Annotated in this window: 14 protein-coding genes; 9 read left to right on the top strand and 5 right to left on the bottom strand. The window is 57.7% G+C overall.

Going from position 1 to position 16,561, the window contains the following annotated elements; genetic code table 11:
• Nucleotides 1-11 precede the first annotated feature (11 nt).
• The 5 genes from ACTZWX_RS05040 to ACTZWX_RS05020 form a co-directional block, all read right to left on the bottom strand.
• Entirely contained in the window at nt 12-1,343 is a 1,332-nt protein-coding gene (locus ACTZWX_RS05040; RefSeq protein WP_444712998.1) for a DUF1329 domain-containing protein, read from the bottom strand.
• Between the two features lie 18 nt (nt 1,344-1,361).
• Complete coding sequence (locus ACTZWX_RS05035; RefSeq protein WP_444712997.1) at nt 1,362-3,305, bottom strand: DUF1302 family protein; 1,944 nt, start codon at nt 3,303-3,305, stop codon at nt 1,362-1,364.
• Nucleotides 3,306-3,346: 41 nt separating this feature from the next.
• Complete coding sequence (locus ACTZWX_RS05030) at nt 3,347-5,812, bottom strand: efflux RND transporter permease subunit (RefSeq protein WP_444712996.1); 2,466 nt, start codon at nt 5,810-5,812, stop codon at nt 3,347-3,349.
• Between the two features lie 11 nt (nt 5,813-5,823).
• A complete protein-coding gene (locus tag ACTZWX_RS05025; protein ID WP_444712995.1) occupies nt 5,824-6,816 on the bottom strand; it encodes a WD40/YVTN/BNR-like repeat-containing protein in 993 nt (330 codons plus the stop codon).
• A gap of 261 nt (nt 6,817-7,077) precedes the next feature.
• Entirely contained in the window at nt 7,078-8,781 is a 1,704-nt protein-coding gene (locus tag ACTZWX_RS05020) for a sigma 54-interacting transcriptional regulator (protein ID WP_444712994.1), read from the bottom strand.
• 363 nt (nt 8,782-9,144) lie between these two features.
• Between ACTZWX_RS05020 and ACTZWX_RS05015 the strand changes: the two genes are divergently transcribed.
• From ACTZWX_RS05015 to ACTZWX_RS04975, 9 genes are all read left to right on the top strand, one after another.
• Complete coding sequence (locus ACTZWX_RS05015; RefSeq protein WP_444712993.1) at nt 9,145-9,405, top strand: phenol hydroxylase subunit; 261 nt, start codon at nt 9,145-9,147, stop codon at nt 9,403-9,405.
• Nucleotides 9,406-9,457: 52 nt separating this feature from the next.
• Nucleotides 9,458-10,459: an aromatic/alkene monooxygenase hydroxylase subunit beta gene (locus tag ACTZWX_RS05010; protein ID WP_058092975.1), complete on the top strand. Its 1,002-nt coding sequence runs from the start codon at nt 9,458-9,460 to the stop codon at nt 10,457-10,459.
• Nucleotides 10,456-10,725 carry an MmoB/DmpM family protein gene (locus ACTZWX_RS05005; protein ID WP_046617734.1) on the top strand — a complete coding sequence of 90 codons (270 nt, stop codon included), beginning with the start codon at nt 10,456-10,458 and terminating at the stop codon, nt 10,723-10,725. The genes ACTZWX_RS05010 and ACTZWX_RS05005 overlap by 4 nt, the downstream gene beginning before the upstream one ends.
• Before the next feature lie 14 nt (nt 10,726-10,739).
• Nucleotides 10,740-12,275, top strand: a complete 1,536-nt coding sequence (locus ACTZWX_RS05000; RefSeq protein WP_444712992.1) for an aromatic/alkene/methane monooxygenase hydroxylase/oxygenase subunit alpha — start codon at nt 10,740-10,742, stop codon at nt 12,273-12,275.
• Between the two features lie 72 nt (nt 12,276-12,347).
• The gene (locus ACTZWX_RS04995) at nt 12,348-12,707 is read left to right on the top strand and encodes a phenol hydroxylase subunit P4 (RefSeq protein ID WP_444712991.1); all 360 of its coding nucleotides are present in this window, start codon (nt 12,348-12,350) and stop codon (nt 12,705-12,707) included.
• Nucleotides 12,708-12,717: 10 nt separating this feature from the next.
• Nucleotides 12,718-13,779 (top strand): NADH:ubiquinone reductase (Na(+)-transporting) subunit F, encoded by a 1,062-nt coding sequence (locus ACTZWX_RS04990; RefSeq protein ID WP_444712990.1) that lies wholly within the window; start codon nt 12,718-12,720, stop codon nt 13,777-13,779.
• 12 nt (nt 13,780-13,791) lie between these two features.
• A complete protein-coding gene (locus ACTZWX_RS04985) occupies nt 13,792-14,121 on the top strand; it encodes a 2Fe-2S iron-sulfur cluster-binding protein (RefSeq protein WP_444712989.1) in 330 nt (109 codons plus the stop codon).
• A 5-nt stretch (nt 14,122-14,126) separates the two neighbouring features.
• The gene (locus ACTZWX_RS04980) at nt 14,127-15,050 is read left to right on the top strand and encodes a catechol 2,3-dioxygenase (RefSeq protein ID WP_444712988.1); all 924 of its coding nucleotides are present in this window, start codon (nt 14,127-14,129) and stop codon (nt 15,048-15,050) included.
• A gap of 46 nt (nt 15,051-15,096) precedes the next feature.
• Nucleotides 15,097-16,557, top strand: a complete 1,461-nt coding sequence (locus ACTZWX_RS04975; protein ID WP_444712987.1) for a 2-hydroxymuconic semialdehyde dehydrogenase — start codon at nt 15,097-15,099, stop codon at nt 16,555-16,557.
• Nucleotides 16,558-16,561: the final 4 nt, after the last annotated feature.

Below are 16,561 nucleotides of genomic sequence, written 5' to 3'. Positions count from 1 at the left end.
TGATTTGCCGATCAGCTGCCTGTTGCGCGCATGTGCTGTACGTTAAACATCTGTGGCTTGGACAGCTCAGGGTCAACCTGGCCTTTGAACTGGCCGGTGGTGCAATGGCTGGCCTGAACATCAATCATGCTGAAGCTGTCATCGATGGAAACGCCGCTACCCTTGTTCTTGGGCAGATGGTGGTCCGGATGCGCCTGGCCGATGGTGAAGGTTTTCCACATACTGCCCTTGCGGTCATAAGACACGGTGCGCGGGATGGTAAACGTCTGGGCGTCTATGTAGTGAACCCGACGAGACAACGGATGGCTTTCATCCACCGGTACCGATTCCACTTCGTAAACCTTGCGCAGCTGCCAGGTAATGTTGGGGAAGCAGCCACCCTGGCCACTGAAGGCCACTACCTGGTAGCCATCGCTGTCCTGGTGGGTCTCGCTATCCAGTTCCAGATCGTTGTGGTTGTAGAACGGCATCAGCATGTTACGGGTGCCTTTGTAGGTCCAGTTCATGTCTGAAATCCGGCCGTTGTAACCTTCAAAGTCCTCGATCATCAGGTCTGAACCCAGGAACGCATCGGTCACCTGGCCGGTAGCAAGGCGGCGCACCCGGCGCTGGAAGCCCAGATACAGCCACGAATTATCGCGCTTGAGGTCGTCTGAGGCGCGGTGGATCAACAACTGGGTGTTGCGCACATCGGCCGGGTCCAGAACCTGCACGTAGATGGCTCGGAACAAATCCGACGGGTTGGGTGTGATTTCCGGGGTTGGCTCCTGGTTCACCCGGCCCTTGAAATTCAGGAAGTGGAAGTTGAACTTGATGGTGCGTTCAACTTTGCCGGAATTCATATCCCGGTACTTCCAGTAGAACGGGTAAATGGCGGCACTGTCGCCCCAGTTGTAACCGTACTTGTAGTTCCAGGCCAGCTTCTCGCCAGCACGCGGGTCGTTGGCGTCTGGCTCTTCCGGGAATGGTCGGCCGGCCTGCCAGCCATTGATTTCACCCACCTGGTCACCCAGAGACACCTGGCCAAGGGCGGTGCGGGTAGCCTCAATGTAACCTTCGTTCAACCCGAAGGACGTGGTATCGCCCACGGTGATGGAGGTCCAGCCGTTCTCGATAAAGGTGTAGAACGCAGGGTCAATCACATCTTTGAATTGGGCGACATTGGACTGGTCGATCACCATACCGGTGTTCAGACCCTCTTTGGTGGGCACTGACTCGTTATACGGGAAGAAGGAGTTCTCGATAACGTCGTCGCTGGCGTGAGCCATTGAGGCCAGCATTCCGGTCGCCAGGCCTGCGGCCAGACACCGTGAAAGCAGCGTTGGTTTGGTCATGGTTTTCATGGTTCTTTCCTCTTGTTATCAGAAGCTGTAACGGGCGGTCAGCTGAAGCTCGTCTTCTTTCTGGGCCATACCGATGGGGCCAGACTGGAAGCGACCGAGGGGTTCATAGCTGGAAAGACCTGCAGATTCACCCGGCTGATGGCCGACAACACCCGGGGTTTGTGTGAACGGATCCCAGGGGTTACAGGAGCGGCAGTCGTCGAATTTGCGGGCACCGGTGCCCACCTTGAAGTTGCCGCCGGCAGTCAGCTTGAAGCGATCGGTCACCAGCCATTCAATAGACGGGGCAAGGGCGGTGGCCTGAGCGCGGAAATCGTGGGCAGTGATGAGCTGGGGGCTGAGCCGTCCATTCATGTAAAAACCCTTGATCAGGAGCGTCGCGGTCCAGTTGTGTTCCCAGTCGGGAATACCGGCTTCGCCGTAGGTGCGCTGTTCGCGTTCGTGGTCAAGAATGTGCTGACCGAAGATCTGGCCGGAGAACAGGAACGCCTGGCTTTCGTTCAGGGCCGGGATGAAGATGTTCTTGTCTGCACCAATCACGTAACGCAGCACATCGGATTCCGAGTAGAGCCGTTCACGCAGGGTGTTGGCGAACTCTTCACCGGAGGTGTACGCGGTTTCGACCCGGAATACGGTGTCGATGCCTTGCGAGTAGTAATCAAGGGAGCCGCCCACCAGATTGACCCGCGGGAAGTGGATATCGAAGGCAATCAGGCTTGGCCAAACGGCGGTTTCACCTGTGAACGCATTCTGGGCGGGAATGCCACCACGGAGCGAAGGCAGTTGTGAGCGGTAAGTCAGAGCGTTCAGCGAGAAGCCGAGGTCGCCATAGACCCCTTCCAGTTTCAGACCGAGCTGGGTATTGGACAGGCTCCAGCTGGGCATGTGCGCCTTGCGGATACCGATCTGGCCGGGACCGAAGTCCGTTGCGAGACCTCCGTCAGGCGTCGCACCTGCGAAGTTGGCTACGGTGCCGCCATTCTCCCAGAGGTTGTTCATACCCCGGAAAAAGCAGCCGGCATCCAGAATAACGTTGGGCTGACCACACTGGCCAATGTCATGGGGGCGGAACTTGTCAAAGTTCCACACCACCTGGAAGTTCAGGTCATCAAACGCCAGGCCATCGAACACTTCGGTGGGGCCCATGCGGTAGTCGGCACGCAACATCCACATCGGAATCCGGATGTCTTCCAGCTCGTCGTAGATGTTATTGCGGGAGAAATCGACCGGGTTGATCACGTCAAGAACCCGGAAAAGGTCCGTCCGGCCCCAGATCACCTGCTGTTTGCCCAGACGGGTACTGAGGATGCTGCCGTTGGAAAAGTTGATGTCAAAATCGGCGTAGAGTTCACGAATGAAGTCCGCGCGATCATTGAATTCCTGGAACCGGAGCTCGTTAGAGTCTTTGTCCAGATAGCCCTGGATACAACCCCGGTCGTCCTTGTCGCAGGGCCGCACCGGCACCCCGAAGGCAACGCCGTTGTCCTGTCCGTGCAGGCGCTCGCCCAGCACCTCCATGCCGTCATTGGGATTTTGGGTGGTGTCAAAGCCGAAGGTGTTCCCGGGGGGCAAGGGGATCGCGCTGGCAGGACTGCCAACACCGCTGCCATGGGGTACGGAGCCCTGGGCAAGATCTTGTAATTGAATCGGCCCGCCGGCATTGCGACCATACTCATCATCATTTAGATCATAGACACCATCGTAACTACCCCTGAGGATGGCGTTAAAGCGCACATTGCTGAAAATGCCCATATCACCGGCACGCTTCTGCGCTTCCAGCTGGAGGGTATTGCGGAACTTGGAAAGGCCAACGCCTTCCCGTCCGTAGGTTGCGTTCTCAACGTAGCCATTGAAGCGGGTGTCTTCCGCGGCCACGGTGGTGGTCATTGGTAACAGCGCCAGACTGGCACCACCGGCAAGGGTGTAGCACCAGAATCTCAGGCCTTTTGTTTTTATTTGCATGGCTTGTCCTCGTTACAGGTTTTTGGGAGTTGGTACCGGGCTCAGGCCCGGTACGGCTCTCCTGGCACAAATCCATCTTCCTGCTTCGTGGCCGAAGCGGCAGAGGGAGTTGATTTCGGGGTTCTGTGGTCGGAATGCAGGATGCCGTCTTCATCGGCATAGACATCGGTGATAAACCGTGGCCGGAAGCTGAGCACCCAGGAAGGCACCAGCAGCATGGCCGCCAGACCGTTGATCACGATCATCACGCACAGCAGCAGCGCCGCGTCGGACTGGAAACGCAGGTCCGAGAAGATCACCCACATCACGATGCCCGCCATCAGAGTCACCGCGGTGAAGCTGATGGCCATGCCGGTGGTGGAAATGGCCCGGCGCACGGCCTCTCGCAGATCCTGGCACTTGGCCATTTCTTCCCGGATGCGATCCATCATGTAAATGGAGTAGTCGATGCCGACGCCAATGCCGACCGCAATCACCGGCACCGTGTTGATATCGATGCTCAGGCCCTTGATGCCCATGTAGGCGTAGGTGAGGGTGGTGGCGAACAGCATCGACAGCAGCATCATCAAACCGGCATGCCAGGAGGTGTAAAAGAGCATCACGAAAATGAAGATCAGCAAGAACACCAGGGGCAACACGATCACGTTGGTCTCGAAGGCGGACTCGTTCATAGCCGCAGCCACGCCCAGGGTGCCGCCGGCCAGGCGAATAGTCAGGCCCTCCACGCTGTCACCGTTCTCGGCAATCCACTCCTTGGCCATGTGAATAGCGCGGCGAATGGTTTCGCCCTGGCGGTCCTTGTAATAAAACACCAGGTTAGCGACGCGGTCGTCGGTATCGTTGAACTCATCCAAAGCGCCGGGAACCGGGCTGGAAGCCATGTATGTGAACATCAGGCCGCCCACGTAGCCGGCATCGTGGGGAATCTGGTACCAGCGGGGATCGTCGTTGTGCATCAGGCGGTTAACCTGCTTGATCAGGTCTGGCAGGCCCTTGGTGCCACCTACCTCGGGGTCCACCAACATGTGGGCCTGCAGGTCTGCCAGTGCGTTGAGCACTTCGGGCCGTTTCAGGCCGCCGTTCTCACTGGTTTCGGCGACGATGTACAGCTCTTCCGAACCGGGGAAGCGATCGTTCACTATCCGGGAGGACAGGTTGTAGTCGTGTTCCGGGTAAAGAATGGGGGAGCCCGGTTCGGAGTCGCCAATCTGCACGTTGGAGGCGGCCAGCAAGCCGCCGAGCATGGCCACCGCTGCAAACGCGAGAATCACCCGGGCAGAGCCTGGCTTGGTAACCGTGCGGGAGCAGGTAGAACCGATGTGGCGCAGGGCGGTTTCCCGGATTTCCGGATTCTTTGGTGTCGGCAGAATGGAGAGCAGTAACGGCACACCGATCAGCACCGTGAACACCACGGTGATTGCCCACAATGAGGCGTAGATACCCAGGTGGGTGTTCAGCGGAATCGAGCCGATGGCAATCAGTGACAGGCCGATCGCGTCGGACACCACGCCCAGGGAGCCGGGGCGGAACAGGCTGTCGAAGGTGGCTTTGGCGGCTTTGGGGCCACTGCCCAGAACCAGGGTTTCCGCGTAATAACGCTCGACCAGTTGAACACCATGGCTCATGGCCCGTGCGGCGATCAAAAAGGGGATTACCAGCCCGAGGGGGTCAAGGTTGTAGCCCAGCAGGCTGATAATCCCAAGCCCCCAAATGGTTGAGACCAGAACGCCTCCAAGGGGGATGAGCACACCGTACGCTTTACGGAAATGAAAGATCAGCAGGGCCAGCATGGTCAGAACGGTGAAGATGAAAATCTGCAGGATCTGATCCATGTAGGTGTAAGCCCAGCCCACCAGTACCGGTTGGCCGGTGGCGTAGATGTTGACGCCTTCGGCGGCCTCATCGGCTCGCAATTGTTGAAGTTGGGCGAAGGTTGTTTCGTAATCCAGCTGGCCTTCAATCAGCTGGGCTTTCACCAGGGCCATCTTCAGGTCGGGTGACACCAGGGGGCCATAAACCCGCGGGTTGGCGGCCACATCGGCTCGCATGGCTTCAAGGGCTTCCGGCGAATACTGGCCCCGGGTGGAGTCGTAGTAGGGTTCGGAGTTGATGCTGCCGACTTCCGTCAGCCAGACCTTGCGGGAATTGCGGTGGGTAACGCTGGACACCAGGTTGTGGTTCACCCCCGGCAGGCTGTCCACCGCCTGGGTGATGCGATCAATCCGCGCCAGGTTCTCGTTGGTGAAAATGTCCCCGTCTTCGAACTCAACGCCAACCACCAGTACGTTGGCGCCGCCAAAGCTGTCTTTGATGCTGTTGTGCAGCTCTATGTAGGGGTGCTGTTGCGGCAACAGGTCCGCGAAATCGGTGAAAATCTTTAGCCCCGGAATTCGCAGGGCAAACACCAGGGTGAGGATGGCAATTAACGACAACACCTTGCGTGGATTATTGAAGATCCACACTTCCAACAGGTGCAGCAAATGCGTGAAACGATGCAGTTGGGACATGGTGGGAATCCTCAGTCTTTACTGGCGGCAAGGGCCGTGGGGAGTTCAAGGTCAAAGAGCAGGCCCCGGCCACCGGCCACCAGCAAGCGGTGGTCTGGTAGGGACAGTCCGGCTTTCAGATACAGTGGCTGGCTGGATTCGGAGATTTTTTTCCAGCCTGCATCGCCAAGTTTCAGCACCGTGGCGTTATCGGCCAGCGCGAAGACGGCGCCGGCTCCGGGAATGAATCCGAACACCGGAGCGGTGGTCTCGGCGGGCACCTGTTCCCAGCTCTCACCGCCGTCGATGGTGTGGTAGATGAAACCGTTCAGTCCCCCTACCCAGCCTTCAGACTCAGACGCGAAATAGCTGGCGTGAATGTAGAATTCGTCCGGAGCACGGCCGGCGATGTCCCAGTTCATGCCACTGTCGTCGCTGCGCAGAATCAGGCCGTACTCGCCGGTGGCGATGACCTGCTCGTCGCCGACAAACTGGAGGTTGTTGATGATGGCGTCTTCGTAAAGGGAGGTTTCCTCCCAGCTCTCACCCTGGTCGGTACTGAACTGAACGGTGGTAAAACTGCCTGCGGCGAGCCAGCTGCCATCGGGCCCGCAGGCCGCAGTCATCATCTGCTCCTGGCTGGGCATGGCATGGGCGGTCCACTCGGCAGCGTCGGCGGTGCCGTGCCAGAGCTGGTTGTCAAAGGAGAGGGCGATAAAGGAATTGTCGGGGCACACATCCATCGCCAGAAAGCTGCTGGCGGCGTTTACCGGTATCCGTTTCCAGGTGCCGCCCTGGTCTTCACTGGTCAATAAAACCCCATCATTGCCGGATACCACAATCACCTCGTGATTGCTGGCCATGGCCTGATAGAAGTCCGTGCGTTTGGAGGATTGCTCTGAAACCGCCCTGACGGATTCCAGATTCAGCGGTGCTTCGCACCCGGTCAGGATAAGCGACGATGCGCCGACTACTGCGACAGCCACCGCCGTTTTGCGCGTTGAGCGCAGGAAAGCGTTTTGCATTGTTTTGTCACCGTCTTTGTTTTTGTGAAAAGCGACTGACAATGCCATCAGCAACGGCTGTGCCATTTGGGCTATTGATCAATTAAGTTCTTGAATAATTGATATAAATGGAAAACGTCGAGTGGTTTGATCGAACAGCGGAGGGGGATTTTCAGGGTTTGATTTTAATCAAATGATCAAGTGATCTGGCGGGTTGTCCATTTCGTAAGGCGGCGGTCAGGCGCTGCAACATCCCTGTTGCTGCAAGAGTCAGGTTGCTGATCAGCTTTCAGCAAGAATGCCGGATTTCTTCAGGCGGTAAGCCAGCGCAGGGCGGGTGAGGCCCAGCAGTCGGGCGGCTTTGGATACGTTCTGATTGGCTTGCTCCATGGCTTGGCGCATCAGGGTTTCTTCCACCTCATCCAGGCTTATTCCGGAACCCAGAATCGTATCGGACCAGCTGCCCGTGCCGCCCTCCGGTGGGCCGGAGCGCATATTGCCTTCTTCATCAATGCGCTCACCTGGCTGTTTGTCCGTCGCGGGCGGAGTCACAAACAGGGCATCCTGACTGATGGTTTCGTTGTTGTCGGTCAGGATCACGCCCCGCTCAATCACGTTCTCCAGTTCCCGGATATTGCCCGGCCAGTGGTAGCTCATGCACAGCGACAATGCCTTGTCGGAGAGGCCAAGCGTGCGCTTCTCATACTGGGCGTGGAACTTCTCAAGAAAGTGCCCTGCCAGCAGAGGCAGGTCTTCCAGGCGATCCCGCAGGGCCGGAATCTGTACCGGGAACACGTTGAGGCGATAGAACAGGTCGGCCCGGAACCGGCCTTCCTCGACCGCTTGCTCAAGGCTTTCGTTAGTGGCGGCAATTACCCGGACATTCACCTTTCGAGTGCGGTTGTCGCCCACCCGCTCCAGCTCGCCCTCCTGCAGAACCCGTAAAAGGGTGGCCTGGGCCCGAGGGGTCAGCTCAACCACTTCGTCCAGAAAAATCGTGCCACCGTGGGCTCGCTCGAAGCGGCCCTCCCGGGCCTGGTTGGCGCCGGTGTAGGCGCCTTTCTCAACGCCAAACAGCTCGGCCTCAATCAGATCGGGCGGGATTGCGGCGCAGTTGACGGCAATGAACGGGGCATCGGCCCGCTCGCTGCGCAGGTGAACACTCTTGGCGATGACCTCCTTGCCGACACCTGTCTCCCCGAGCAGCAGCACAGACACTTTGCCCTGGGCGGCCTTATCGATCATCTTGCACACTTTGTTATAGGACGCCGACTGACCAATACCGTAATACTGGCCCTGCTGTCGCTGAAGGGTGCTGCGCAGGGAGTTCAGTTGTTCCTGCAGGTCGTAAAGCTCTTCAATGATCGGGTCCGCTTTGAAGTGTCGGGAGAACTCTTTGGCATCCGGCCATTCCTCCGCCGGCTTGCCTTCAATAATGCACTTCTCGTCGCCACAGCCGCGGCAACTCACTTCCCGGAAGATAATTTCCCGCCCCATAAACGAGGATGTATAGGCACAGGCGTACCCCAGCAAAACCCAGCAGGCTGGCTCGCTCATTTGCCCGAGCTCGGTTTTGCAGATTTCCACTTCCCAGGAGTCAATCCACTCAAAGCGGCCGTAGAACTCGCCGGTTTCCTGGTCCAGGTCGATTTCCAGCGGGATCACCTTGACCATACCCTTGAGCGAGTGCAGCTGGGGGCCGGCCAGGAAGATGTCCAGCTCACTGCAATGGGGGCGCAGTTTCCGGGCCAGCTCGGCATCCTTCAGGCCAGACAGATAACCTAGTCGCAGGAAGAAGCCCTTGGCCCTCTCGGCGCCCATACTGTTGACGATCTCACGGCGAAACGCACCCAGTGAGGTCAGGTTCATAAGCAGCATCCGCTGCTCGCCAAACCAGATCTTGCCTTCCGAGCTCTGGAAATGAATCTGCTCCGTCAGATCCTTGAAATCGGTGTAATTCAGTTGTGGCTTGTAACTGACAGCCATGGTCGGAGACCCCTTTTATAGTTGTAGGCGGGGAACGGCTCACTGGGAGCTCACTAATTGATCATCTAACACCTGATCAAAGTCAAAAATCAACCAAATAGTAAAAAAACGGAGGTAATCGTTGAATTGGGCCTTGGTCTGAGCATTTGATTAGATCACCCTTGATTTTGATCATTTGGTAAAAATAGGCCCTTCTCGCGCCGGAACCTGTCGCCCATTTTGCCTGCTTCGGGCTTTCGTGTGGGCCTGAAAAACCTATCCAAAACAGTGCCCTAATCTTCGTCTCCTGACCGGCCTGGCCAAAGTGGCACAGCCGTTGCTCAGTACTCTGCAAGCCGACCACAAACATAAACGGGGCTCAGTATGACGAACCAACCAGAAGCCAAGACTTTTAACGAAATGACCCGCTACATCCGGGTCCGCAGCGAGCCGGGTGACAAATTCGTGGAATTCGATTTTGCCATTGGTTATCCGGAGCTGTTCGTCGAGCTTGTGCTGCCACGGGAAGCTTTCGAGATCTTCTGCAAGCACAACAACGTGGTCCATATGGATTCGGACATGATCCGCGAGATTGATGAAGACATGATCAAGTGGCGCTTCGGCGAACGCGGACATCGTTACTGAACAACAGCAACACCCACAATCTGATCCACAAAAACAAAACGGAAAGGTTGATATGAGTATCGAAATCAAAACCACTTCGGTGGAACCTATTCGCCAGACTTACAGCCACATTGCCCGTCGCTTCGGCGAGAAGCCGGCTACCCGTTACCAGGAAGCCAGCTACGACCTGGAAGCCAAAACCAACTTCCATTACCGCCCACAGTGGGATGCGAATTATGAGCTCAATGACGAGCGCCGCACCGCAATCCGGATGGAAGACTGGTATGCCGTGTCTGATCCCCGCCAGTTCTACTACGGCGCCTATGTGGGCAACCGCGCCAAGATGCAGGAACAGGCTGAAACCAGCTACGGCTTCTGTGACAAGCGCAACCTGCTGACCCGCCTGCCGGAAGAAACCCAGAAGCTGTTGCTGCGCCTGATGGTGCCGCTGCGCCATGTTGAACTGGGCGCCAACATGAACAACAGCAAGATTGCCGGTGAGGCCACTGCAACAACTGTGTCCCAGATGCACATCTATCAGGCCATGGACCGCCTTGGGATTGGCCAGTATCTGTCCCGCATAGCCTTGATGATTGATGGCAGCACCGGCACCGCCCTGGACGAATCCAAGGGCTACTGGATGGACGACGAGCTGTGGCAGCCCCTGCGCAAGCTGGTGGAAGACTCACTGGTGGTGCAGGACTGGTTCGAGCTGACCCTGCTGCAGAACATCCTGATGGACGGCCTGATGTTCCCGCTGGTCTATCACAAAATGGATGAGTGGCTGGAAAGCCAGGGTGCCGAGGACGTCTCCATGCTCACCGAGTTCATGCGTGACTGGTACAAGGACACCCTGCGCTGGACCAACGCCATGATGAAAGCCGTGGCCGGTGAAAGCGACGCCAACATTGCACAGCTCCAGCAGTGGGTCGACCACTGGGAGCCCCAGGTTTACAGCGCGCTTAAACCACTGGCAGAGGCCTCGGTTGGCGTTGAAGCACTGGACGAAGCCCGGGCGGAACTGTCTACCCGCCTGAAGAAAGTCGGTCTGCAGAGCCAGGGAGTATCCGCATGAGCCAGCTCGTATTCATTGTATTTCAGGACAACGACAACGCCCGTTATCTGGCGGAAGCCGTGATGGAAGATAACCCGGAGGCAGAGCTGCAGCACCAGCCGGCCATGATCCGGATCCAGGCCGAGAAGCGCCTGGTGATCAACCGGGAAACTATGGAAGAGAAACTCGGGCGTGACTGGGACGTTCAGGAAATGCTTATCGATGTCATCAGTATTGGCGGCAACGTCGACGAAGACGATGACCACTTCATCCTTGAGTGGAAATAATCGGGAGAATCACAATGGCTGTTAAAAATAAAAAGCTGAACCTTAAAGACAAATACCAGTACCTGACCCGGGATATGGCCTGGGAGCCGACTTACCAGAAGATGGAAGACATCTATCCGGACGAGCGGTTTGAAGGCATCAAGATTGTCGATTGGTCCCAGTGGGAAGATCCGTTCCGTCTGACCATGGACGCCTACTGGAAGTACCAGGCCGAGAAAGAGAAGAAGCTGTATGCCATCTTCGACGCCTTTGCCCAGAACAACGGCCATCAGAACATTTCCGATGCCCGTTACGTGAACGCCCTGAAACTGTTCCTCAGCGGTGTTTCTCCGCTCGAGCACGCTGCGTTCCAGGGGTATGCGAAGGTTGGCCGCCAGTTCAGTGGTGCCGGTGCCCGGGTGGCCTGCCAGATGCAGGCGATCGACGAGCTGCGTCATTCCCAGACCCAGCAGCACGCCATGAGCCACTACAACAAGCACTTCAACGGCCTGCACGATGCCCCGCACATGCACGACCGGGTGTGGTTCCTGTCCGTACCCAAGTCGTTCTTTGACGATGCCCGCACCGCCGGCCCGTTCGAGTTCCTGACCGCCATCTCGTTCTCGTTCGAGTACGTGCTGACCAACCTGCTGTTTGTACCGTTCATGTCGGGTGCTGCCTATAACGGCGACATGGCTACCGTGACTTTCGGCTTCTCTGCACAGTCTGACGAAGCCCGTCACATGACCCTGGGCCTGGAGGTAATCAAGTTCATCCTGGAACAGCACGAAGACAACGTGCCCATTGTTCAGCGCTGGATCGACAAGTGGTTCTGGCGTGGTTTCCGCCTGCTCAGCCTGGTCAGCATGATGATGGACTACATGCTGCCGAACAAGGTGATGAGCTGGGCCGAAGCCTGGGAAGTGTATTACGAGCAGAACGGTGGCGCCCTGTTCAAGGATCTTGAGCGTTACGGCATTCGCCCGCCCAAGTACCAGGACGTGGCCAACGATGCCAAGCATCACCTTAGTCACCAGCTGTGGACCACCTTCTACCAGTACAGCCAGGCCACCAACTTCCACACCTGGATTCCGGAGAAGGAAGAGATGGACTGGATGTCCGAGAAGTACCCGGAGTCTTTCGACAAGTACTACCGCCCGCGCTACGAGTACCTGGCGAAAGAGGCTGCTGCTGGCCGTCGCTTCTACAACAACACCCTGCCGCAGCTGTGCCAGGTGTGCCAGGTGCCCACCCTGTTCACCGAAATGGGGGCGCCCACGAAGCTTAGCCATCGCCAGCTGGTGCATGAGGGCGAGCGCTATCATTTCTGCTCCGAAGCCTGCTGCGACATCTTCAAGCACGAGCCTGAGAAGTACGTGCAGGCCTGGTTGCCAGTGCACCAGATCTACCAGGGCAACTGTGAAGGTGGTGATGTCGAGACCGTGGTGCAGAAGTACTACCACATCAACATCGGCGAGGACAATTTCGACTATGTCGGCTCTCCGGACCAGAAGCACTGGATGACCATCAAGGGCGAGAAGCCTGCGGACGAAAACCAGGACGCCGCCTGACATTGATTCGGGAGTCATCCGGCGGCCAGGGGCGCCGGATGACACACCCACAAAAACAACAAGGTGACCATCATGAGTGTAAATGCACTTTACGACTACAAGTTTGAACCGAAAGACAAGGTGGAAAACTTCCACGGCATGCAACTGTTGTATGTCTACTGGCCCGACCACCTGCTGTTCTGCGCGCCGTTTGCGTTGCTGGTTCAGCCGGACATGACCTTCCGCGCCCTGGTGGACGAGATGATCAAACCCGCCACCGCCGCGCATCCGGAATCAGCCAAGGCCGATTTCCTCAACGCCGAGTGGCTGCTGAACGACGAGCCGTTCACACCCAAGGCGGATACCAGCCTGAAAGATCAGGGCATTGATCACAAAAGCATGCTGACGGTTACCACGCCGGGCCTGAAAGGCATGGCTAACGCCGGATACTGAGGGCAGAGCTATGAGTCATACCGTTACTATCGAGCCGATTGGCGAGCAGATTGAAGTCGAGGATGGCCAGACCATCCTCCAGGCCGCGCTTCGTCAGGGCGTTTGGCTGCCCTTTGCGTGCGGCCATGGCACCTGCGCTACCTGCAAGGTTCAGGTACTGGAAGGCGACGTTGACGTTGGCGACGCCTCACCCTTTGCCCTGATGGATGTTGAACGGGACGAAGGCAAGGTGCTGGCCTGCTGCGCCACGGTTGAAAGCGATGTCACCATCGAAGCCGACATTGATGTAGACCCGGACTTCGAGGGCTACCCGGTGGAGGACTATGTTGCGACAGTAACGGACATTGTTGACCTGTCGCCCACCATCAAGGGCCTGCACCTGAAACTGGACCGCCCGATGACCTTCCAGGCCGGCCAGTACATCAACATCGAAGTGCCCGGAGTTGAGGGTGCCCGTGCATTCTCCCTGGCAAACCCGCCGGGCAAACCCGATGAAGTGGAGCTGCACATTCGCCTGGTTGAGGGTGGTGCTGCAACCACCTACATCCACGAGCAACTGAAAACGGGCGATGAGCTGAATCTGTCCGGCCCCTATGGCCAGTTCTTTGTTCGTAGTTCCCAGCCCGGCGATCTGGTGTTCATCGCGGGTGGGTCTGGGCTTTCCAGCCCGCAATCGATGATTCTGGATCTGTTGGAGCAGAACGACGAACGCAAGATCGTGCTGTTCCAGGGTGCCCGCAACCAGGCCGAACTCTACAACCGTGAGTTGTTCGAGGCGCTGGATCGGGATCACGCCAACTTCACCTACGTACCGGCTTTGAGCGACGCAGCTGACGACGCCGATTGGCAAGGGTTCCGGGGCTACGTTCATGAGGCGGCCAAGGAACACTTTGACGGACGGTTTGCCGGCAACAAGGCCTACCTGTGTGGCCCGCCACCGATGATCGATGCCGCTATTACCGCGTTGATGCAAGGTCGGTTGTTCGAGCGGGACATCTTCATGGAGAAATTCCTGACAGCAGCTGACGGGGCGGAAGATACCCAGCGTTCAGCTCTGTTCAAGAAGATCTGACCGGGAGGAGCCATGGTGGCATTCCAGGTGTTCAACCGTACAACGGGAGACCAGTTTACCTGCCAGGACGGCCAGAGTGTGCTCAAGGCAATGGAGCAACTGGGCGTGAAGTGTGTGCCCGTGGGCTGCCGGGGTGGTGGTTGCGGCTTTTGCAAGATCCGGGTTCTGGAAGGGGAATTTGAGTGCGGCAAGATGAGTAAGGTGCATGCCCCGCCCGAAGCCGTTGAAAAGGGGGAAGTTCTGGCCTGCCGGATCTACCCGCTGACTGACTTGACCATCGAGTGCGTGCCTCTGCCTGAGGTGGCGCTCGCCAAGCAAACAACAACAAAACCGTTGAGGTGACTGTCATGAAAAAAGGTGTAATGCGTCCCGGCCACGTACAGATCCGGGTTCTCGATATGGGTGAAGCCGTTAAACACTACACCGAGCTGCTGGGCATGATCGAAACCGATCGTGACGACCAGGGCCGGGTGTATCTCAAAGCCTGGACCGAGGTGGACAAGTTTTCCGTGGTGCTGCGTGAAGCAGACGAGCCGGGCTGCGACTTTATGGGCTTCAAGGTGGTGGATGAAGACGCCTTGGTTCAGCTGGAAAAAGACCTGGTGGCCTACGGTGTAGAGGTAGAGCAGGTACCGGCGGAAGAACTGAAAGACTGCGGTCGCCGCGTTCGCTTCACCGTGCCCTCCGGGCATGCCTTTGAGCTTTATGCCGACAAGAAGTACACCGGCAAGTGGGGCGTATCCAGCGTTAACCCGGAAGCCTGGCCCCGTGGGCTGCAGGGCATGAAAGCCGTGCGCTTTGACCACTGCCTGTTCTACGGTCCCGAACTGGCGGCCGTATACGACATCTTCGTGAATGTTCTGGGCTTCCATCTGGCCGAACAGGTACTGGACCCCGAAGGTACTCGCGTAGCCCAGTTCCTGACTGTGTCCATGAAGGAGCACGACATTGCCTTTATTCACCACGAGGAAAAAGGCAAGTTCCACCATGCATCCTTCTACCTGGAAACCTGGGAAGACGTGTTGCGGGCAGCCGACCTGATTTCCATGACCGACACCTCGATTGATATCGGACCGACCCGTCACGGCCTGACTCACGGCAAGACCATTTACTTCTTCGACCCGTCTGGCAACCGCAACGAAGTGTTCTGTGGTGGTGATTACTTCTACCCGGACCACAAACCCGTGACCTGGCAGGCCGAACAGCTCGGCAAGGCCATTTTCTATCACGACCGGGTACTGAACGAGCGTTTCTTGACGGTGTTGACCTGATCTGAGAACGACCAAACAGGATTCAACTTTACAGGACTAGGCAGCAATGAAAGAGATCAAGCACTACATCAACGGCCAATACGTGGGCTCCGCCAACGGAAAGCTGTTTGACAACGTCAACCCGGTGAACGGCAAGGTCATTGCCAAGGTTCACGAGGCTGGCCGCGATGAAGTGGATGCGGCCGTCAAAGCGGCAAGAGCCGCATTGAACGGCCCCTGGGGCAAGATGACCCTGGACGAGCGCACCCGGATTCTTCACAAAGTGGCCGACGGTATTAACGAGCGCTTTGACGAGTTTCTGGAGGCGGAGTGCCTGGACACCGGCAAGCCAAAGTCCATGGCCAGCCACATCGACATCCCCCGGGGTGCCGCCAACTTCAAAGTCTTCGCCGACATGGTCAAGAACGTGGCGGCGGAAACCTTTGAAATGGCCACGCCTGACGGTAGCGACGCGCTGAACTACGCGGTACGCCGCCCCAAGGGTGTGATCGGTGTGATCAGTCCCTGGAATCTGCCATTGCTGCTGATGACCTGGAAAGTGGGTCCTGCACTGGCCTGTGGTAACACTGTGGTGGTCAAACCCTCTGAAGAAACCCCGACCAACACAGCCCTGTTGGGCGAAGTCATGAAGGAAGCCGGCGTACCGGACGGCGTGTACAACGTGGTGCACGGCTTCGGTGGCGACTCCGCCGGCGCCTTCCTGACGGCCCACCCGGATGTGGACGGCTTCACCTTCACCGGTGAAACCGGCACCGGCGAGGTGATCATGAAAGCGGCCGCCAAAGGCATTCGGGACATTTCCCTGGAGCTGGGAGGCAAGAATGCCGGCCTGGTGTTCGCCGACTGCGATATGGACAAGGCTATCGAAGGCACCATGCGTTCCGCCTTTGTGAATTGTGGCCAGGTGTGCCTTGGCACCGAGCGGGTGTACGTGGAACGTTCCATCTTTGACGAATTCGTTTCCCGCCTTAAAGAAGAGGCTGAGAAGCTGCGCATCGGACCGCCCGATGACGACAAGGCCAATTTCGGCCCACTGGTCAGCCTGAAGCACCGTGAAAAAGTGTTGTCCTACTACCAGAAAGCGGTCGACGACGGTGCCACGGTGGTGACTGGTGGTGGAGTGCCCGATATGCCGGAGGAGTACGCCGGTGGCGCCTGGGTGCAGCCCACCATCTGGACCGGTCTGCCGGATGACTCTGCGGTGGTGACCGATGAAATTTTCGGCCCCTGCTGCCACATTCGCCCGTTCGATACCGAGGAAGAAGCCATTGAGCTGGCAAACAGCCTGCCATACGGCCTGGCGTCTGCGATCTGGACCGAAAACGTCAGCCGTGCGCACCGGGTAGCCGGGCAGATTGAAGCCGGCATTATCTGGGTGAACAGCTGGTTCCTGCGGGACCTGCGCACGCCGTTTGGTGGCAGCAAGCAGTCCGGTATCGGCCGTGAGGGCGGTGTGCACTCCCTGGAGTTCTACACCGAAATGAAAAACGTCTGTATCAAACTCTGAGGTA

The sequence above is a fragment of the Marinobacter sp. NSM genome (assembly GCF_052380025.1).
Classification (GTDB): Bacteria; Pseudomonadota; Gammaproteobacteria; order Pseudomonadales; family Oleiphilaceae; genus Marinobacter.
The sequence above is the reverse complement of the archived record's forward strand: the minus strand, read 5'-3'. Positions and strand labels throughout refer to the sequence as shown.